Here is a 19,605-nt window from a genome sequence, read left to right as displayed (position 1 = left end):
GGCGGGGACGCGCGCGCCCATACTCGGACGTGTGTTCCTGACGATCAGCACCCACGGCACCCCGGAGCGACCCGCGACCGACCTCGGATTCCTGCTGCACAAGCATCCCGAGCGGGCGCAGTCGTTCTCGACCTCGCACGGCACCGCGCACGTCCTCTACCCCGAGGCGAGCGCCGAGCGGTGCACGGCGGCGCTCCTCCTGGAGGTGGACCCCGTCGCGCTCGTGCGCCGCGGCAAGGGCAAGGGCCGGGGTGGCGCCCCCGACTCCGCGCTCGCGCAGTACGTGAACGACCGGCCCTACGCCGCGTCCTCGCTGCTCGCGGTCGCGCTCGCCAAGGTGTTCACGTCCGCCCTCCACGGCCAGTGCGCCGCGCTGCCCGAGCGGGCCGCCGCACCGCTGCCGCTGCGCATCGAGGTCCCGGCGCTTCCCGCCCGGGGCGGCGGCGACCTGGTCGCGGCGCTCTTCGGACCGCTCGGCTGGGACAGGGTGGAGGCCGAACCGGTCGCGCTGGACGCGGAGTTCCCCGAGTGGGGCGACTCCCGGTACGTGCGCCTGGTCCTGGAGGGCGAGCTGCGGCTCGCGGACGCGCTCAACCACCTGTACGTGCTGCTGCCCGTCCTCGACGACGCCAAGCACTACTGGGTCGCGCCCGACGAGGTCGACAAGCTGCTGCGCGCCGGGGACGGCTGGCTCGCCGACCACCCCGAGCGCGGGCTGATCACGGCGCGCTACCTCTCCCGCCGCCGGGGCCTGACCCGGGAGGCCACCGAACGCCTCGAACTGGTCCGGCTCGCCGAGGCGGAGGGCCTCGACGTGGAGGACGTCGACAACGCCGTCGACGAGACCACCGACACCGAGGAACGCCCGGTGCCGCTCGCCGCGCAGCGCCGGGACGCGATCCTGGCCGAGCTGCGCGACGCCGGGGCCGTCCGCGTCCTCGACCTCGGCTGCGGGCAGGGCCAGCTCGTGCAGGCCCTCCTCAAGGACGTCCGCTTCACCGAGATCGTCGGCGTGGACGTCTCCGTCCGCGCCCTGACCGTGGCCGCCCGCCGACTGCGCCTGGACCGGCTGGGGGTGCGGCAGGCCGCCCGCGTGAAGCTCCTCCAGGGTTCGCTGGCGTACACGGACAAGCGGCTGGCCGGCTACGACGCCGCCGTGCTCAGCGAGGTCATCGAGCACCTGGACCTGCCGAGGCTGCCGGCGCTCGCGTACGCGGTGTTCGGCGCCGCCCGGCCCCGTACCGTCCTCGTGACCACGCCGAACGTCGAGTACAACGTGCGCTGGGAGTCGCTCCCGGCCGGGCACGTCCGGCACGGCGACCACCGCTTCGAGTGGACCCGCGCGGAGTTCCGCGCCTGGGCGGCCGGAACCGCGGACCAGTACGGGTACGAGGTGCGGTTCGTCGCCGTCGGCCCGGACGACCCCGAGGTCGGCCCGCCGACCCAGATGGCCGTCTTCGCCCGTACCGAGACCGGGACCCCGACCCGCACCAAGACCCCGGCCAAGACCCCGGCCAAGACCCCGACCGAGACGCCGACCGGGACCCCGGCCAACACCCCGACCGAGACCGAGAAGGAGGGACCGTGATGACCACCGAGACCCGAACCCTGCCCGTCACCGACCTCTCCCTCGTCGTCCTCGTCGGCGCCACCGGATCGGGCAAGTCGACCTTCGCCCGGCGCCACTTCAAGCCCACCGAGGTCATCTCCTCCGACTTCTGCCGCGGCCTCGTCGCCGACGACGAGAACGACCAGTCCGCGAGCGGGGACGCCTTCGACGTCCTCCACTACGTCGTCGGCAAGCGGCTCGCCGCCGGCCGTCTCACCGTCGTCGACGCCACCAACGTGCAGCGCGAGGCCCGCCGTCAGCTCGTCGACCTGGCCCGCGCCCACGACGTGCTGCCCATCGCGATCGTCCTCGACCTGCCCGAGGACGTCTGCCGCAGCCGCAACGCGGCCCGGCCCGACCGCGCCGGCCTGCCCGCCCACGTCATCCCGCGCCACCGCCGCGAGCTGCGCCGCTCGCTGCGCGGCCTGGAGCGCGAGGGCTTCCGCAAGGTCCACGTCCTGCACTCCGAGGCGGAGGTGGAGGCGGCCGAGGTCATCCTGGAGCGCCGCTTCAACGACCTGCGCCACCTGACCGGTCCCTTCGACATCATCGGTGACATCCACGGTTGCCGTTCCGAGCTGGAGACCCTGCTCGCGAAGCTGGGCTACGTCGACGGCCACCACCCCGACGGCCGCACGGCCGTCTTCGTCGGCGACCTGGTCGACCGCGGCCCCGACTCCCCGGGCGTGCTGCGCCGGGTGATGGGGATGGTCGCCGCGGGCGACGCGCTCTGCGTCCCCGGCAACCACGAGAACAAGCTCGGCCGCTGGCTGAAGGGCCGCAAGGTCCAGGAGACCCACGGCCTCGCCGAGACGATCGAGCAGCTCGGCCGCGAACCGGAGGAGTTCCGGGCCCGGGTGCGGGAGTTCATCGACGGACTCGTCAGCCACTACGTCCTCGACGGCGGGAACCTCGTCGTCTGCCACGCGGGGCTCCCCGAGAAGTACCACGGCCGCACCTCCGGCCGGGTCCGCTCGCACGCGCTCTACGGCGACACCACCGGCGAGACCGACGAGTTCGGCCTGCCCGTGCGCTACCCGTGGGCCGAGGAGTACCGCGGCCGGGCGACCGTCGTCTACGGCCACACACCCGTCCCGAACACCTCCTGGATCAACAACACCATCTGCCTCGACACCGGCGCGGTCTTCGGCGGGAAGATGACGGCGCTGCGCTGGCCGGAGCGCGAACTCGTCGACGTACCGGCCGAGCGGGTCTGGTACGAGCCGGCCCGGCCGCTCGTGACCGAGGCGCCCGGCGGCCACGAGGGACGCCCCCTCGACCTCGCCGACGTGCACGGACGCCGCACCGTGGAGACCCGCCACCTCGGCAACGTCGCCGTACGGGAGGAGAACGCCGCCGCGGCCCTGGAGGTCATGAGCCGCTTCGCGGTCGACCCCCGGCTGCTCGCCTACCTGCCGCCGACCATGGCCCCCACCGCCACCTCCCGCGAGGACGGATACCTGGAGCACCCGGCCGAGGCCTTCGCGCAGTACCGGGCGGACGGCGTCGAGCGGGTCGTGTGCGAGGAGAAGCACATGGGCTCCCGGGCCGTGGCCCTGGTCTGCCGGGACGCCGGGGCGGCCGGCGCGCGCTTCGGGGTCACCGGGGCGACCGGCGCCCTGCACACCCGTACCGGACGGCCGTTCTTCGACGACCCCGCGACCACCGAGGAGGTCCTCGGTCGGCTGCGGACCGCGATCGGGGCCGCGGGGCTCTGGGACGAGCTGGGCACGGACTGGCTGCTGCTCGACGGCGAGCTGATGCCGTGGTCGCTGAAGGCGTCCGGGCTGCTCCGCGCCCAGTACGCGGCGGTCGGCGCCGCCTCGGGAGCCGTCCTCCCCGGCGCGGTCACCGCCCTGGAGCGGGCGGCGGCGCGCGGGATCGAGGGCGTCGACGCGCTGCTCGCCAAGCAGCGCGAACGGGCCGTGGACGCGGCCGCGTTCACCGAGGCGTACCGCAGGTACTGCTGGCCGACGCAGGGACTCGACGGCGTGCGGTTCGCCCCGTTCCAGGTGCTCGCGGCGGAGGGGCGCTCGCTCGCCGGCGTCCCGCACGACGAGCAGCTCGCGCTCCTCGACCGGCTCGTCGAGCACGACCCGACCGGGCTGCTCCAGGTCACCCGCAGGACCGTCGTCGACACCGGCGACGAGGCCTCGGTCCGCGCGGGCACCGACTGGTGGCTCGACCTCACCGCCGCCGGCGGCGAGGGCATGGTCGTCAAGCCGCTCGCGGCGCTCGTCCGGGACCCCGGCGGCCGGCTCGCCCAGCCCGGCGTGAAGGTGCGCGGCCGGGAGTACCTGCGGATCATCTACGGCCCCGAGTACACCCGGCCGGAGAACCTGGAGCGGCTGCGGCAGCGGCACCTCGGGCACAAGCGCTCGCTCGCCCTGCGCGAGTACGCGCTCGGCCTGGAGGCACTGGACCGGCTCGCCGACGGGGAGCCGCTCTGGCGGGTCCACGAGGCGGTCTTCGCCGTCCTCGCCCTGGAGTCGGAGCCGGTCGACCCGAGGCTCTGACGCCGCGAGCGCGCCGCGAGCGCGTCCGGGCGCGTCCGAGCGCGCCCCGGCGCGCCGGTGGACGCCGGGGGCGCAGGGGTGCCGACGACGGCGCTCCCCTGCGCCCCCCGTGCTCGTTGACGCGTTTCTTCCGCACCCTCTAGCGTTCTTCACCCCATGATGTGACATGTCGTCAACACCGTTGCGCAGCAAGCTACTTGCGGTGTGACCGCACACGCCGAAGCGGCCGGTCGGCCATCGGCGGACGTGGTCTTCCCCGGAAGACCGGCGGCTCCCGCCCCCACCTGGCCCTGCGCGGCGCGGGCGAGGCCGTCGGCGACCTCGCCGCAGCGGACCGGGGCCCGCGCAGCGCCACCTCCCGCTGCCCCCGCACGACCTGGCGGCGGCCATCGGCGCGACGCGCGAGGCGGTCGCCAAGGCGCCACGGCTGCTGACATCGCCGGCCGCGGAACGCGGCCGGTCCGGACACGCGCCACCACCACGGCAGGTCACGCACCACCACCGCAACACGGCACCCAGGGAGTCGCAGTGGGAGTGAGCAGTGCGGGTACGAACGGGGCGGCGGCGCCCGGCGGCATCCACCGGCAGCGGCCCCTGCGTCTGCGGCTCGGCGTGAACGCGGGTCCGGTCGTGCGGGACGCCGTGACGGAAGGAGCGAACCGATGACGGGGCCCGAACAGTACGGCGGCGACGCGCGGCCGGACGAGCGGGAAGGGTACGAGGGGCGGTACGACGGAGGGTACGAGGCCCGGGAGCGGCGGCGGGAACGACCCGCGCCCCGCCCCGCGCGCCGCGACGACGAGCGGTACGACGAGGACCACGGCGACGCCGGCCGGTACGGGAACGGGGTCCGCGAGCGCGACCCCCGGGCGGCCGTACGCGCACGGGCAGGGACGCCCGGGACCCCGGCCGAGCGGGGCGCGGCCCGGCGCCCCCGCGGGCCCCTGTTGCGCGAGTCCACGCCCCCGTACCAGCGCAGGGGCGGCATCGCGGCCGTGCTGCTCTACCGCAACGGCGGGCACCGGATCGTCTGGCCGGACCGCAACGAGGACGTCAACAAGCCACTGTTCGGCTCCCCGTACACCGTCTTCGAGGTCCAGCTCGGCACGCACGTCACCGAGTTGCGGCTCGACCTGCCGGCGGCCGGTGACGGGGTCTTCTTCCAGGCCGTCGCCAAGGTCCACTGGGTGGTGACCGATCCGCACCTCGTCGTCCAGGAGCAGGTCTGGGACGTGGCGGAACTCCTCCACGACGAGCTCCTCGACGGGCTGCGACGGCTCTCCCGCCGGTTCCGGATCACCGAGGCGCAGCGCGCCGACGAGGCGGTCAGGGACGAACTGGCCTCCGGGCGGCTCAGCCTGGGCCGGGACATCGGCCTGCGCACCCGGGTCTACGTCTTCGTCGACCTCGACGCCTCCGTCAAGGCGGAGGTCTCCCGCCGCGACACCCTCGGCCTGACCATGGAGGCCGACCAGCGCATCGCCGAGGCGGAGCGCCGCAGGGACGCGGCCGAGCGCGCGCTCGTCGCCGACCGCGCCCGGGAGATGGAGGAACTGTTCCGGCGCGGCGACCTCGCCCAGATCGCCCACCGCATGGTGATGCACCCCGACAAGCAGGGGGACATCCGCAGCCGGCTCCAGCGGGAGCGGCAAGACGGCCGGGAGGACTACCTGGCCGTCTTCAACCGGCTCCTGGACACCGGGGTCCTGGAGCGGCACGACATCGGCGAGCAGACGTACCAGGTGCTGATGTACCTGCGGACGCGGACGGGCACGGGCACGGTCACCGGGGGCAGCGCCGACCGGGTCGTCGACCCGGCCGGCGCCACGGGCCGCAGGCTCGCCCTGGAGGGGGCGCTCCCCGAACCGGACCGGCCCGACCGGGACGGGGAGGAGCGGCGGGCGCCCCGCCCCGAACACGGCGGCGCGCCCCACGACCCCCGGGTCTACGAGCCGACCCGGGTCGAGTCCGGCTCCGAACGCGACCGCGACCGCGAGCGCGACCGCGAGCGTGACGGTGACCGCGACCGTGACGGTGCGCGGGGCGGCGGCGGGCGGCGGGACGGGCACCGCGACCCGTACGAGCGGGAGGACGCCTACGACCGCGCCGAGACGTACGACCGCTACGACCGGGCCGACCCGTACGACCGCGGGGGACGCGGCCGTACGGGCGGGGGCTCCGCGCGCTCCGGCCGGGCGAGCACCGACTTCGACGACTGGGACGACGCGTGAGCGCCCCCGAGGCACCCCCGCCGCCCTCGCCTGATCCGGGGCGTCCCAGGAGGTGCCGCCCGGGGCCACGTGCGGCGAAAGACGGGACCGCGACGCTCCGCTCCGTCAGGATGGGCCCATGGGATTCCACGTCGATTCCGAGACCGGGCGGCTGCGCCGCGTCATCCTCCACCGCCCGGATCTGGAGCTGAAGCGGCTCACGCCCACCAACAAGGACACCCTCCTCTTCGACGACGTGCTGTGGGTGCGCAGGGCCCGCCAGGAGCACGACGGCTTCGCCGACGTGCTGCGTGACCGCGGGGTGGCGGTGCACCTCTTCGGGGACCTGCTGCGCGAGGCCCTCGAGGTGCCGGCCGCCCGCGGACTCGTCCTCGACCGCGTCTTCCACGAGAAGGCGTACGGGCCGCTCGCCGCCGACCACCTGCGCGCGGCGTTCGACTCACTGGACGCCGCCGCCCTGGGCGAGGCGCTCGTCGGGGGGATGACGAAGCGCGAGTTCCTGGCGTCGCACCGCGAGCCGACCTCGGTGCGCTTCCACGCGCTCGACCTGGACGACTTCGTGCTCGACCCGCTGCCCAACCACCTCTTCACGCGGGACACCTCCGCCTGGATCTACGACGGGGTGTCGATCAACGCCATGCGCTGGCCGGCCCGGCAGCGCGAGACCGTGCACTTCGAGGCGATCTACAAGCACCATCCGCTCTTCACGGGCCCGCAGGCGGGCGCCTTCCACCACTGGTCGGAGGGGCAGGCGGACTATCCGTCGACGATCGAGGGCGGTGACGTCCTGGTCATCGGGAACGGCGCCGTCCTCATCGGGATGAGCGAGCGCACCACCCCGCAGGCGGTGGAGATGCTGGCGCGCGGCCTCTTCGCGGCGGGCTCGGCGCGGACGATCGTGGCGCTCGACATGCCGAAGCGGCGGGCGTTCATGCACCTGGACACGGTGATGACGATGGTCGACCACGACACGTTCACGCAGTACGCCGGGCTCGGCATGCTCCGCTCGTACACGATCGAGCCGGGCGACGAGGGCCAGTCCCTGCGGGTGACCGACCACCCGCCGGAGCAGATGCACAGCGCGATCGCGGCCGCCCTCGGGCTCCAGGACGTCCGGGTCCTGACGGCGACGCAGGACGTGCACGCCGCCGAGCGCGAGCAGTGGGACGACGGGTGCAACGTGCTCGCCGTGGAGCCGGGCGTGGTCGTGGCGTACGAGCGGAACGTCACGACCAACACGCACCTGCGCAAGCAGGGCATCGAGGTGATCGAGATCCCGGGGAGCGAGCTGGGCCGGGGGAGGGGCGGGCCGCGCTGCATGAGCTGCCCGGTGGAGCGGGACGCCGCCTGAGCGGGGCGGGTGGCGGGTGGCGAGGGGGTCCGGGACGGGGGCTGTATATAAATGTCTTTCCATGTATACACTTGCAGGGTTCGCGACCACCGCCCCGACCGTCACACAGGAGCACGACCCATGGCCATTGACCTCATCGGCCGCCACTTCCTCAAGGAGCTGGACTTCACCGCCGAGGAGTTCCGCGGCCTGATCGAGCTCGCCGCCGAACTCAAGGCCGCCAAGAAGGCGGGCACCGAGGTCCAGCGGCTCCGCGGCCGGAACATCGCCCTGATCTTCGAGAAGACCTCCACCCGGACCCGCTGCGCCTTCGAGGTCGCCGCCGCCGACCAGGGCGCCTCCACCACCTATCTGGACCCGTCCGGCTCCCAGATCGGCCACAAGGAGTCGGTCAAGGACACCGCCCGCGTCCTCGGCCGGATGTTCGACGGCATCGAGTACCGCGGTGACAGCCAGGCCGCCGTCGAAGAGCTCGCCGCCTTCGCGGGCGTCCCCGTCTTCAACGGGCTCACCGACGACTGGCACCCCACCCAGATGCTCGCCGACGTGCTCACCATGACCGAGCACACCGACAAGCCCCTGGACGGCATCGCCTTCGCCTACCTCGGCGACGCCCGCTTCAACATGGGCAACTCCTACCTCGTCACCGGCGCCCTGCTCGGCATGGACGTCCGGATCGTCGCCCCCGAGGCGTACTGGCCGGCCGAGGACGTCGTCGCCGCCGCCCGCAAGCTCGCCGAGACCAGCGGGGCCACGATCACCCTCACCGAGGAGGTGGGCGAGGGCGTCCGGGGCGCCGACTTCGTCGTCACCGACGTCTGGGTCTCGATGGGCGAGCCCAAGGAGGTCTGGGACGAGCGGATCGCCGCCCTCGCCCCGTACTCCGTGACCATGGACGTGCTGCGCGCCACCGGGAACCCGCACGTCAAGTTCCTCCACTGCCTGCCGGCCTTCCACGACCTCGGCACGGCCGTCGCCCGCGACATCCACGCCCGGCACGGCCTCACCGAGCTGGAGGTCACCGACGAGGTCTTCGAGTCGGAGCACTCGGTCGTCTTCGACGAGGCCGAGAACCGCCTCCACACCATCAAGGCCGTGCTGGTGGCGACGATGGCCGACGGCGCTGCTGCGCCGGCACCCCGGGAAGGGTGAACCAGACCGCCTTGCCGTCCTCGGTGGGGCGGTGACCGCAGTCGCTGCTGAGCGCCCGGACCAGCAACAGGCCCCGGCCGTGCTCCTGCCACGGGTCGACCTCGGCGTCCGGGTCGGGGCAGACCAGATCGCCCGGCCGGGCCGGCTCGGGGTCGTGCACCTCGATCTGGCAGCCGCCGGCCGCCGCGAGCACCTCCACGACCAGCTCGATCGGGCCCCCGCCCGCGGTGTGCTCGACCGCGTTGGCGACGAGCTCCGCGGTGAGCAGCTCCGCCGTGTCCCGGTCCGGCCGCCCGTCCTGCCCCGCGTCCTGTTCCGCGTCCTGTTCCGCGTCCTGCCGTCCGTCCCGGCCGCCGGAGAGCGCCGTACGGACCAGGGCGCGGGCCAGGGGCACGGCGGCCGTCGTGCGGGGCAGCCGCACGCGCCAGGTGCCGGAGGCGGTCGCGGGAGCGGTCGCGAGGGCGGCGGGGGCCATGGCTTCGGGCATGGGAGCGGGTCCTTCACGGGGGAGGGAAGGCGGCAGGGCGGGCGAGGAGGCGGGGTGGGGAAGGGTCCCGAGTCGTCCGGTTTCCACCCTACGAGGCGCCGCGTCGCGCCCCCAGGGCACCCCTCCCTCACCACCCCGGGACCTCCGTCCCCGCCCTTCGGGGCCCTCGGCCCCACGCGACCCCGAGGCGCTTATCGCGCAGTCGTGACGACAGTCACAAGTCGGTGATACGCTCCCGGTGGAGGAAGGAGGCCGCCGAATGAGCCCCTTTACCGGCTCCGCGACCCGCACCGCACGATGGCGGCATCTCCGCCTCGACCTCGACGAGGGCGTCGCCACCGTCACCCTCGCCCGCCCCGCCAAGCTCAACGCCCTCACCTTCGGCGCCTACGCCGACCTGCGCGACCTGCTCGCCGAACTCTCCCGCGAGCGCGCCGTCCGCGCCCTCGTCCTCGGCGGCGAGGGGCGCGGCTTCTGCTCCGGCGGCGACGTCGACGAGATCATCGGCGCCACGCTCGCCCTCGACACCGCCCAGCTCCTCGACTTCAACCGCATGACCGGCCAGGTCGTCCGGGCCCTGCGCGAATGTCCCTTCCCGGTGATCGCCGCCCTCCACGGCGTCGCCGCCGGGGCGGGCGCCGTCCTCGCCCTCGCCGCCGACTTCCGCGTCGCCGACCCGACCACCCGCTTCGCCTTCCTCTTCACCCGCGTCGGCCTCTCCGGCGGCGACATGGGCGCCGCGTACCTGCTGCCCCGCGTCGTCGGCCTCGGCCACGCCACCCGGCTCCTCATGCTCGGCGAGGCCGTCCACGCCGCCGAGGCCGAGCGCATCGGGCTCCTCAGCGAGCTCACCGAGGAGGGACGGGCGGGGGAGCGTGCCGCGGCCCTCGCCCGCCACCTCGCCGACGGCCCGGCCCTCGCCCACGCGCAGACGAAGGCGCTGCTCACCGCCGAACTCGACATGCCGCTCGCCGCCTCCGTCGAACTCGACGCCGCCACCCAGGCGCTCCTCATGAACGGCGAGGACTACGCCGAGTTCCACGCCGCCTTCACCGAGAAGCGGCCCCCGAAATGGCGGGGGCGCTAGCCGTGCCGGGCGCCCGCGCCGACGGCCCCGCGAGCCCCGGACACCCCGTCTCGCGCCCGCCCCGGACGGTCGCCGTCGTCGGCGGCGGCCCCGGCGGGCTCTACGCCGCCGCCCTCCTCAAACGGCAGGACCCCACCCGCGAGGTCACCGTCTGGGAGCGCAACGCCCCCTCCGACACCTTCGGCTTCGGCGTCGTCCTCTCCGACGAGACCCTCGGCGGCATCCGGGACGCCGACCCCGTCGCGTACGAGGCGCTCGACCGCGCACTCGTCCGCTGGGACGCCGTCGACATCGTCCACCGCGGCCACCTCACCACCTCCACCGGCCACGGCTTCGCCGCCCTCGGCCGCCGCCGCCTCCTGGAGCTGCTGCACACCCGCTGCGCCGACCTCGGCGTACGGCTGCGCTTCCGCACCGAGGCCCCGCCGCCCGACGTCCTCGCCGCCACCCACGACCTGGTCGTCGCCGCCGACGGCGTCCACAGCCGCACCCGCGACGCCTACGCCCCGCACTTCCGGCCCCGGCTCACCACCCACCGCTGCCGCTACATCTGGCTCGCCGCCGACTTCCCCTTCGACGCCTTCCGCTTCGAGATCGCCGAGACCGAACACGGCGTGATGCAGCTCCACGGCTACCCCTTCTCGGCCGACGCCTCCACCGTCATCGTCGAGATGCGCGAGGAGGTCTGGCGCTCCGCCGGATTCGACGAACTCGACGAGACCGAGTCCACCGTCCGCTGCGCCAAGATCTTCGCCGAGGCGCTCGGCGGCCGTCCCCTGCGCTCCCACCGCTCCGCCTGGACCGCCTTCCGCACGGTCGTCAACGCCCACTGGTCCCACGGCCCCACCGTCCTCATCGGCGACGCCGCGCACACCGCGCACTTCTCCATCGGGTCCGGCACCAAGCTGGCCGTCGAGGACGCCCTCGCCCTCACCACCGCCCTCGGCCACCACCCGGCCCTGGACGAGGCGTTGACGGCCTACGAGGCCGAGCGCCGCCCCGTCGTGGAGTCCACCCAGCGGGCCGCGACCGCCAGCCTCCGCTGGTTCGAGGAGCTCGCGGGACACGTCGACCGCCCGCCCCGCCGCTTCGCCTTCGACCTCCTCACCCGCAGCCGCCGCGTCACCCACGCCAACCTCCGGCTGCGCGACCCGGCGCTCACCGCCGCCGTCGAGGCCGACTTCGGCTGCCCGCCCGGCACCCCGCCGATGTTCACCCCCTTCCGGCTGCGCGGACTCACCCTCCGCAACCGGATCGTCGTCTCGCCCATGGACATGTACGTCGCCGAGGACGGCGTCCCCGGCGACTTCCACCTCGTCCACCTGGGCGCCCGGGCCCTCGGTGGCGCCGGACTCGTCATGACGGAGATGGTCTGCGTCGCCCCCGAGGGCCGCATCACCCCCGGCTGCACCGGCCTGTGGAGCGACGAACAGGCCGCCGCATGGACCCGGATCACCGACTTCGTCCACCACCGGGCACCCGGCACCGCACTCGGCGTCCAGCTCGGCCACTCCGGCCGAAAGGGCTCCACCCGCCTCATGTGGGAGGGCATCGACCAGCCCCTCCCCACCGGCAACTGGCCGCTCGTCGCCGCCTCACCCCTGCCGTACCGCCCGGGCGTCAGCCAGGTTCCCCACGCCCTCGACCGCGCCGGACTCGCCGCCGTGCGGCGGCAGTTCGCCGAGGCGGCCCGCCGCGCCGCCCGCTGCGACTTCGACCTCCTCGAACTCCACTGCGCTCACGGCTACCTCCTCTCCGGCTTTCTCTCCCCCCTCACCAACCACCGCACCGACGCCTACGGCGGGGACCTCACCGGACGGCTCCGCTTCCCCCTCGACGTCTTCGACGCCGTGCGCGAGGCCTGGCCGGACGACCGGCCCCTGACCGTCCGCGTCTCCGCCACCGACTGGGCCGAGGGCGGCACCACCGCCGAGGACGCCGTCACCGTCGCCCGCGCCTTCGCCGACCGCGGCGCCGACGCCATCGACGTCTCCACCGGCCAGGTCGTCCCCGAGGAGGCCCCCGAGTACGGCCGCTCCTACCAGACGCCCTTCGCCGACCGCATCCGCAACGAGGCCGGCGTCCCCGTCATCGCCGTCGGCGCCATCTCCTCCTGGGACGACGTCAACTCGCTGCTCCTCGCCGGCCGCGCCGACCTGTGCGCCCTGGGCCGCCCGCACCTCTACGACCCGCACTGGACCCTCCACGCGGCCGCCGAACAGGAGTACACGGGCCCCGCGGCCCCCTGGCCCGCCCCGTACCGCGCGGGCAGCCGCCGCCCCCCGACCGGCAAGGCCTGACCGGCCCCCGGACAGGACCTTGCGACAGGCCCGCTAGAACACCCCCCGCACGTACTCCGCGCCCCGGTCCCGCAGCAGCTCGTGCAGGGCCGCGAAGACCTCCGCCGAGCGGCGGCCCGGCCAGTCGTCGGGGAGCAGCTCGGCCGGGAGGACCGGGTCGGCGTACGGGAGGCGGCGCCAGGAGTCCAGGGCGAGGAGGTAGTCCCGGTAGGCGTCCTCCGCGGTCCCCGGGTCCGCCCCGCGGGCCCGCAGGACCGGCTCGTGGGCGGCGAGGAACTCCTGGTGGAGGGCGGCGATCGCGGGCAGGTCCCACCAGCGCTCCGCCGCCCCGGCCGTCGCCGCGTAGCCGAGGTGGTCGCCGCGGAAGAGGTCCACGTACGAGGAGAGCTCCAGGCGCTCCAGGGTGTTGCGGGTCTCCTCGTACAGCCGAGCGGGTGCGATCCACACCCCCGGCGCCGCCGTCCCGAAGCCCAGCCTGCCGAGCCGGGAGCGCAGCAGGTGCCGCTTGTGGCGCTCCTGCTCGGGCACCGAGAACACGGCGAGGACCCAGCCCTCGGACAGCTTCGGCTCCGTACGGGCGTAGATGCGGCGGTCGCCGTCGTCCAGGAGCCGCCGGGCCTCCTCCGAGAGCGCGTACCCCGCGGCCCCGTCCGCCGTCCTGCGCGGGAGCAGCAGCCCGCGCCGTTTCAGCCGCGAGACCGACGACCGCACCGAGGGCGCGTCCACGCCGACGGCCGCGAGCAGCCGGATCAGCGCGGCCACCGGCATCGGGTGCTCGTCGGTCCCGCGGCCGTAGGCGCCGTAGAGGGAGACGATCAGGGAACGGGGAGTGTGCTGCTCGGCCACGTGATCACTGTAGGCCGTGCCCCGCCGGGCCGGTCGGCGGGCCGGTCGCGGCACCCGTCGGTGCGTCCGTCGCCCCGCCGGGCCCCGCGCCCGTCGCCGGGTCGCGGAGCCGGAAGCGCTGGAGCTTGCCGGTGGCGGTGCGCGGCAGCGCGTCCAGGAAGACGACCTCGCGCGGCGACTTGTACGGGGCAAGGCGGGCCCGCACGAAGGCACGCAGCGCGGCGGCCGTCGTCGAGTCCCGCGGCACCCCGTCCCGTACGACCGCGTAGGCGACGACGATCTGTCCGCGCAGGGGGTCGGGGCGGCCCACGACCGCCGTCTCGACGACGTCCGGGTGGTCGAGCAGCACCTCCTCGACCTGGGGGCCCGCGATGTTGTACCCGGCCGAGATGATCATGTCGTCGGCGCGGGAGACGTACCGGAAGTAGCCGTCGGGCTCGCGGACGTACGTGTCGCCCGTGACGTTCCAGCCGTCCCGCACGTACTCCGCCTGGCGCGGATCGGCCAGGTAGCGACAGCCCACCGGGCCGCGCACCGCGAGCAGCCCCTCCTCGCCGTCCGGGACCGGGCGGCCCTCCGCGTCGACGATCCGGGCCTGCCACCCGGGGACCGGGCGGCCGGTCGTGCCGGGCCGGATGTCGCCGTCGGCGGCCGAGATGAAGATGTGCAGCAGCTCCGTCGCCCCGATGCCGTTGATCAGGCGGAGCCCCGTCCGCCCGTACCAGGCCGTCCAGGTCGCCTCGGGCAGGTTCTCCCCGGCGGAGACGCAGCGCCGCAGCGAGCCGATGTCCGGCGCGGCGCCGGACGCGAGCTCGTCCAGCATCACCCGGTACGCCGTGGGCGCGGTGAAGAGCACGGACACGCGGTGCCGCTCGATCGCGGCGAGCAGCTGCTTGGGGCCCGCCTGCCGGAGCAGGACCGCGCTGGCCCCGGCGCGCAGCGGGAAGACGACGAGCCCGCCGAGTCCGAAGGTGAAGGCGAGGGGCGGCGAGCCGGCGAAGACGTCGTCGGGCCGGGGCCGCAGGACGTGCGCCGAGAAGGTGTCGGCGACGGCGAGGACGTCCCGGTGGAAGTGGACGCAGCCCTTGGGCCGTCCGGTGGTGCCGGAGGTGAAGGCGATGAGCGCCACGTCGTCGGCGGCCGTCGCCACCGCCTCGTACCGTCCGGGCCGGCGGGCGGCCAGGGCGAGCAGGTCGTCCGGGCCCGCTCCGCCGAACGGGGTGATCCGCAGCCCGGGGATCCGCGCCGCGAGCAGCTCGTCGAGGGACGCGGCGTCGCAGAGCGCGTGGGTGCAGTGCGCCAGCTCGGCCATGACGGCCAGTTCGGGGGCGCGCTGCTGGGCCAGGACGGTGACGGCGACGCCGCCCGCCTTCATCACGGCGAGCCAGCACGCGGCGAGCCACGGGGTGGTGGGGCCGCGCAGCAGGACGCGGTTGCCGGGCCGCAGCCCGAGGTCGGCGGTGAGGGCGTGGGCCAGCCCGTCGACCCGGTCCCGCAGGCCGCCGTAGCTCCACACCCCGCCCTCCTCGTCGTGGAAGGCAGGCCGGTCCGCGCCGAAACGTTCCACCGAGCGGTCGAGGAGCTCCGTGCCGCAGTTGAGCCGGTCGGGGTAGGCGAGTTCGGGACGGTCGAAGACGAGGTGCGGCCACCGCTCCGGGGGCGGCAGGTGGTCACGGGCGAAGGTGTCGAGGTGGGCCGAGGGCGTCAGCTCCATGAGTCCGTCCCCCTGTCGTGGTGGGGTCGCCCAACGCTCCACGAGCGTATCGTGATGGTGACGACAGTCAACAGTTCGCGACAAGGGTGCCGGAGGGCGCCGCGGCGAACCGGCTCAGGGGCGCCGCGACGGACCGGCCCCGGGGCGCGGGGACGCGGACGCCCGAGGGCGTCGGAGAGGGCCCGCATGCCCGCATTCTCGCTCGATCCCGAACAGATCACCCGGTGTGCGGAGCTCCGCGCGCTCGCCGCCGACCGGCTGCGGCCCCTCGCCGACCGGGGCGAGCCCGGCCGCGTCAACCGCCCCCTCGTCGCCGCCCTCGGCGACCTCGGCCTCCTCGACCGCCTCTTCGACGCGGGCGCCCTCGACCTGTGCCTGCTGCGCGAGTCCCTCGCCCGCGTCTGCACCGAGGCGGAGACCGCCCTCGCCCTCCAGGGCCTCGGCACCCACCCCGTCGCCGCCTTCGGGACCGCCGCCCAGCGCGCCCGCTGGCTGCCCGGGGCGGCCTCGGGCCGGGCCGTCGCCGCCTTCGCCCTCTCCGAGCCCGGCGCGGGCTCGGACGCCGCCGCCCTGGAGCTGGAGGCCGTCCCCGACGGGCGCGGCGGCTGGCGGCTGCGCGGCGAGAAGCGGTGGATCTCCAACGCGCCCGAGGCCGACTTCGCGACCGTCTTCGCCCGCACCACCCCCGGCGCGGGTTCCCGGGGCGTCACCGCCTTCCTCGTCCCCGCCGACCGGCCGGGCCTCGGCGGGGAACCCCTCGACATGCTCGCCCCGCACGCCCTCGGCACCCTCACCTTCGAGGACGTCCCCGTCGGCCCCGAGGACGTCCTCGGCGAGCCCGACCGGGGCTTCCGGGTCGCCATGCACACCCTCAACCTCTTCCGCCCCAGCGTCGGCGCCTTCGCCGTCGGCATGGCGCAGGCCGCCCTGGACGCCGCCCTCGCCCACACCGCCGAGCGCCGCGCCTTCGGCGGCGTCCTCGCCGACCTCCAGGCCGTCTCCCACCGGATCGCGGAGATGGCCACGCGGACGGAGGCGGCCCGGCTGCTGGTGTACGCGGCCGCGGCGGCGTACGACGCGGGCGACCCGGATGTGCCCCGGCGCTCCGCCATGGCCAAGCTCCTCGCCACCGAGACCGCGCAGTACGTCGTCGACTCCGCCGTCCAGCTCCACGGCGCCCGCGCGCTCCAGCGCGGCCACCTCCTCGAACACCTCTACCGCGAGGTGCGCGCACCCCGGATCTACGAAGGCGCGAGCGAGGTCCAGCGCACGATCGTCGCGAAGGAGCTGTACGGGGCGCGGGAGCACCTGGGCCGGGCCCCGTCCCTCCCGGTCGAGGAGGTGCGGACCGCGTGACCCTCCACCGCCACAACCCCGCCGAGCTCTCCCCGCCCACCGGCTTCTCGCACGCCGTCACCGCCACCGGCACCCGCCTCGTCTTCCTGGCCGGGCAGACCTCGCTCGACAGCGAGGGCGAGGTCGTGGGGGAGTCCCTCACCGAGCAGTTCACCACCGCACTCGGTAACCTGCTCACCGCGCTGCGCCACGCCGGCGGCACCCCCGCCGACCTGGCCCGGGTCACCGTCTACACCACGGACGTCGAGGAGTACCGCACGCACGCCCACCAACTGGGCCGTATCTGGCGGGCGTTGGCCGGCCGCGACTATCCCGCGATGGCCGTCGTCGGCGTCGTACGGCTCTGGGACGAACAGGCGCGGGTGGAGCTCGACGGCTTCGCCGTCCTCGACGAACCGACGCACGCTTGATCAACTGGTCACCCGCACGGGCCGGGCTTAGTGTCGAAAGGTGGACTGACCGGCCCACGGCCCCTCAGCAGAGGCGCGATGCGCCATGAGTTGCCATGACTAGTGCACCGAAGCCGACGACCCCCGAAGCGACCGCCCCGCGCAAGAGCGGCGGCGACGGCAAGGGCATCGCCCTGTTCGTGATCGCCTCCTGCCAGCTGATGGTCGTCCTCGACATCACCATCGTGAACATCGCGCTCCCGGACATCCAGAGCTCGCTTGCCTTCTCGACCACCAGCCTGTCCTGGGTCGTCAACGCGTACACGCTGACGTTCGGCGGCCTGCTGCTCCTCGGCGGACGGGCGGGCGACATCCTCGGCCGCCGACGGGTCTTCATCTTCGGCGTGCTGCTCTTCGGACTGGCCTCCCTGCTCGGCGGGTTCGCCCAGAACTCCTGGCAACTGCTCGCCGCCCGCGCCCTCCAGGGCGTCGGCGGCGCGATCGCCTCGCCGACCTCCCTCTCCCTCATCACCACGACCTTCGACGAGGGACCCGAACGCAACCGTGCCTTCGGCGTGTTCGCGGGGGTCTCGGCGGGCGGCGGGGCCATCGGCCTGCTCGCGGGCGGCGTCCTCGTCGAGTGGCTCGACTGGCGCTGGATCTTCTTCGTGAACGTCCCGATCGCCCTGCTCATCGCTTTCCTGACGCCACGTCACGTCAAGGAGTCCGAGCGGCACCCCGGCCACTTCGACCTGGCCGGCGCGCTCACCTCGACCCTCGGCATGGTGGCGCTGGTGTACGGCTTCATCAGAGCCGCCCAGGAGGGCTGGCGCGATCCCTTCACGCTCGGCTCCTTCGCGGCCGCCGTCGTCCTCCTCGTCGCCTTCGTCCTCATCGAGCGGCGCTCCCGGCAGCCGATCACCCCGCTGCGGATGTTCGCCGACCGCAACCGCGCCGGCACCTACGGCATCATGCTCTGCCTCGCGGCGGCGATCTTCGGCATGTTCTTCTTCCTGACCCTCTTCGTGCAGACGGTCCTGGACTTCAGCCCGCTGGAGGCCGGCCTGGCCTTCCTGCCGGTCAGCGCCGTGATCGCGGTCGCCGCGGGCCTCACCTCCCAGCTCCTGCCCAAGTTCGGCCCGAAGCCCTTCATGGTGATCGGCTCGCTCTGTCTGGCCGCCGGGCTCTCCTGGCTCACCCTGACCGACGTCCACTCGACGTACGCGGGCTCGATCCTCGGACCGATGCTGGTATTCAGCTTCGGCATGGGCTTCATGTTCGTCTCGCTGACCCTGATGGCCCTGTCGAACGTGGCCCTCGAGGACTCCGGAGCCGCCTCCGGACTCCTCAACGCCACCCAGCAGGTGGGCGGTTCGCTCGGCCTGTCCATCCTCGTCACGGTCTTCGGCACCGTGAGCCGCAACGAGGCCGACACCCAGGTCCCGGCCTTCCTCCAGCAGGCGGGCCCCCTGGAGAAGGCGCGCTTCGCCGAGACCGGCCAGCTGCCGCCGCCGTGGGGCGACGAGGTCCTCACGGCCGGCGTCTCCGCGGGGTTCATCGTGGCGGCCGCCTTCGCGATCGTCGCCTTCGTGATCGCCCTCGTGGTGATCCAGGTCCGGCCCTCGGACATCGAGCGCCTCAAGGGCGGCGCGATGATGCCGGGCGCCTGACCCGCGGGTCCGCCCCTCCCACGGGGCCGCGCGCGGAGCCCCTCGGCCCCGCTCGCGGCCCCTTCGCGCGCCGCCGCACGATCGCCCGACACGCCGCCGGACGACCGCCTGACACGCCGCCGGACGACCGCCTGACACGTCCCGCTCTGGGGTCGCGCACCACCGATGAGAGGCCTGCCACGACATGTCCGGCTTCGGTGTCCGCGCAGGTAAAGGGCAGGACAACGAACGGATCAACCCACGCTGTGCGTACGTGTGTTCGCGTAGGCTGCGGGCGTTCTGGAACATGACCGTCCGCGTCCGCTCCGAGCGGCGCGGAGAGCGAACACCCGAGGTGATGTGTGTTACACGCAATACGCAGATGGGGACCCGCGGCGGCCGCACTGACACTGCTGGCGGGAGCCGTCCAGGGCATCCAGGCGTCCCCCGCGGCCGCCGCCGGCTGCTGGCGGGCCACGTGTTCGGGCAAGGACCCGATCCAGATGGGCTGTGACGCCGACGCCGAGATCCTCCAGCAGGTGACCGAGCCGGACGCGTCGGTCTCGGTGCGGCTGATGTGGTCGCCGGAGTGCCAGGCCGTCTGGGCGAAGGTCTCGCGCGACCTCGACACCTCGCCCGACTACGTCTACCTGACGCTGTGGACGACCCGCGCGCCCGACGGCGGGATCCAGGACTACGACACGGCGGGCCTGCTCGCCGACGGCGTGGCCGGGGCGTACACGCCGATGCGGAACTGGAAGACGACGTCGGCGAAGGCGTGCTGGAACGACGTCCACGCGCAGTACGACCCCGCGCCGCTGAAGTACATCATCAACGCCCCCGGCGCCACCACGGACAAGCCGGTCGACGCGAGCCTGCCCACCACGCACGGCACGTGCACGAACTGGCTGTGAGGAA

14 protein-coding genes are annotated in these 19,605 nt (G+C 74.3%); 11 read left to right on the top strand and 3 right to left on the bottom strand.

The annotated features are described in order from the left end of the window. Positions 1 to 31 precede the first annotated feature (31 nt). The 5 genes from ACWDVG_RS19845 (at position 32) to argF (ending at position 8,859) form a co-directional block, all read left to right on the top strand. Positions 32 to 1,588, top strand: coding sequence for a 3' terminal RNA ribose 2'-O-methyltransferase Hen1 (locus ACWDVG_RS19845; protein ID WP_451700579.1), 1,557 nt, complete (start codon positions 32 to 34; stop codon positions 1,586 to 1,588). Further along, complete coding sequence (locus tag ACWDVG_RS19840) at positions 1,588 to 4,125, top strand: polynucleotide kinase-phosphatase (RefSeq protein ID WP_451700578.1); 2,538 nt, start codon at positions 1,588 to 1,590, stop codon at positions 4,123 to 4,125. The genes ACWDVG_RS19845 and ACWDVG_RS19840 overlap by 1 nt, the downstream gene beginning before the upstream one ends. Before the next feature lie 662 nt (positions 4,126 to 4,787). Further along, positions 4,788 to 6,356 (top strand): hypothetical protein, encoded by a 1,569-nt coding sequence (locus ACWDVG_RS19835; RefSeq protein ID WP_451700577.1) that lies wholly within the window; start codon positions 4,788 to 4,790, stop codon positions 6,354 to 6,356. 118 nt (positions 6,357 to 6,474) lie between these two features. Continuing rightward, positions 6,475 to 7,707, top strand: a complete 1,233-nt coding sequence (locus tag ACWDVG_RS19830; protein ID WP_451700576.1) for an arginine deiminase — start codon at positions 6,475 to 6,477, stop codon at positions 7,705 to 7,707. A gap of 120 nt (positions 7,708 to 7,827) precedes the next feature. Further along, positions 7,828 to 8,859, top strand: a complete 1,032-nt coding sequence (gene argF, locus ACWDVG_RS19825) for an ornithine carbamoyltransferase (protein WP_451700575.1) — start codon at positions 7,828 to 7,830, stop codon at positions 8,857 to 8,859. Here argF and ACWDVG_RS19820 read toward each other — a convergent pair. After that, positions 8,795 to 9,346: an ATP-binding protein gene (locus tag ACWDVG_RS19820; protein ID WP_451700574.1), complete on the bottom strand. Its 552-nt coding sequence runs from the start codon at positions 9,344 to 9,346 to the stop codon at positions 8,795 to 8,797. The genes argF and ACWDVG_RS19820 overlap by 65 nt on opposite strands. A 259-nt stretch (positions 9,347 to 9,605) precedes the next feature. Here ACWDVG_RS19820 and ACWDVG_RS19815 point away from each other — a divergent pair, with 259 nt between their 5' ends. Together ACWDVG_RS19815 and ACWDVG_RS19810 are read left to right on the top strand one after the other, a co-directional pair. Next, positions 9,606 to 10,433 (top strand): enoyl-CoA hydratase family protein, encoded by an 828-nt coding sequence (locus ACWDVG_RS19815; protein WP_451700573.1) that lies wholly within the window; start codon positions 9,606 to 9,608, stop codon positions 10,431 to 10,433. Further along, positions 10,418 to 12,733 (top strand): bifunctional salicylyl-CoA 5-hydroxylase/oxidoreductase, encoded by a 2,316-nt coding sequence (locus ACWDVG_RS19810; RefSeq protein WP_451700572.1) that lies wholly within the window; start codon positions 10,418 to 10,420, stop codon positions 12,731 to 12,733. Before ACWDVG_RS19815 ends, ACWDVG_RS19810 begins: the two co-directional genes overlap by 16 nt. Positions 12,734 to 12,766: 33 nt before the next feature. On the opposite strand, the gene ACWDVG_RS19805 is transcribed toward ACWDVG_RS19810, so the two are convergent. After that, a complete protein-coding gene (locus tag ACWDVG_RS19805) occupies positions 12,767 to 13,579 on the bottom strand; it encodes a PaaX family transcriptional regulator (RefSeq protein ID WP_451700571.1) in 813 nt (270 codons plus the stop codon). A 4-nt stretch (positions 13,580 to 13,583) separates the two neighbouring features. Then, positions 13,584 to 15,293: an AMP-binding protein gene (locus ACWDVG_RS19800; RefSeq protein WP_451700570.1), complete on the bottom strand. Its 1,710-nt coding sequence runs from the start codon at positions 15,291 to 15,293 to the stop codon at positions 13,584 to 13,586. Between the two features lie 186 nt (positions 15,294 to 15,479). Here ACWDVG_RS19800 and ACWDVG_RS19795 point away from each other — a divergent pair, with 186 nt between their 5' ends. From ACWDVG_RS19795 to ACWDVG_RS19780, 4 genes are all read left to right on the top strand, one after another. Further along, positions 15,480 to 16,649 (top strand): acyl-CoA dehydrogenase family protein, encoded by a 1,170-nt coding sequence (locus ACWDVG_RS19795; RefSeq protein WP_451700569.1) that lies wholly within the window; start codon positions 15,480 to 15,482, stop codon positions 16,647 to 16,649. Next, the gene (locus ACWDVG_RS19790; protein ID WP_451700568.1) at positions 16,646 to 17,059 is read left to right on the top strand and encodes a RidA family protein; all 414 of its coding nucleotides are present in this window, start codon (positions 16,646 to 16,648) and stop codon (positions 17,057 to 17,059) included. Before ACWDVG_RS19795 ends, ACWDVG_RS19790 begins: the two co-directional genes overlap by 4 nt. Before the next feature lie 95 nt (positions 17,060 to 17,154). Continuing rightward, on the top strand, positions 17,155 to 18,708 hold the full coding sequence (locus ACWDVG_RS19785) for an MFS transporter (RefSeq protein ID WP_451700567.1): 1,554 nt from the start codon (positions 17,155 to 17,157) through the stop codon (positions 18,706 to 18,708). A gap of 341 nt (positions 18,709 to 19,049) precedes the next feature. Next, positions 19,050 to 19,601, top strand: coding sequence for a DUF2690 domain-containing protein (locus tag ACWDVG_RS19780; protein WP_451700566.1), 552 nt, complete (start codon positions 19,050 to 19,052; stop codon positions 19,599 to 19,601). Positions 19,602 to 19,605 lie beyond the last annotated feature (4 nt).

This window comes from Streptomyces sp. NPDC003327, assembly GCF_053589515.1.
Note: the sequence above shows the minus strand (reverse complement) of the source record. Positions and strands in the feature narration are given on the sequence as shown.

Excerpts from the sequence above, each read along its gene's own strand:
- ACWDVG_RS19840 (WP_451700578.1), top strand. The coding sequence starts at position 1,588 with ATGACCACCGAGACCCGAACCCTGCCCGTCACCGACCTCTCCCTCGTC.
- ACWDVG_RS19835 (WP_451700577.1), top strand. The coding sequence starts at position 4,788 with ATGACGGGGCCCGAACAGTACGGCGGCGACGCGCGGCCGGACGAGCGG.
- ACWDVG_RS19830 (WP_451700576.1), top strand. The coding sequence starts at position 6,475 with ATGGGATTCCACGTCGATTCCGAGACCGGGCGGCTGCGCCGCGTCATC.
- argF (WP_451700575.1), top strand. The coding sequence starts at position 7,828 with ATGGCCATTGACCTCATCGGCCGCCACTTCCTCAAGGAGCTGGACTTC.
- ACWDVG_RS19820 (WP_451700574.1), bottom strand. The coding sequence starts at position 9,346 with ATGCCCGAAGCCATGGCCCCCGCCGCCCTCGCGACCGCTCCCGCGACC.
- ACWDVG_RS19815 (WP_451700573.1), top strand. The coding sequence starts at position 9,606 with ATGAGCCCCTTTACCGGCTCCGCGACCCGCACCGCACGATGGCGGCAT.
- ACWDVG_RS19810 (WP_451700572.1), top strand. The coding sequence starts at position 10,418 with ATGGCGGGGGCGCTAGCCGTGCCGGGCGCCCGCGCCGACGGCCCCGCG.
- ACWDVG_RS19800 (WP_451700570.1), bottom strand. The coding sequence starts at position 15,293 with ATGGAGCTGACGCCCTCGGCCCACCTCGACACCTTCGCCCGTGACCAC.
- ACWDVG_RS19795 (WP_451700569.1), top strand. The coding sequence starts at position 15,480 with ATGCCCGCATTCTCGCTCGATCCCGAACAGATCACCCGGTGTGCGGAG.
- ACWDVG_RS19785 (WP_451700567.1), top strand. The coding sequence starts at position 17,155 with ATGACTAGTGCACCGAAGCCGACGACCCCCGAAGCGACCGCCCCGCGC.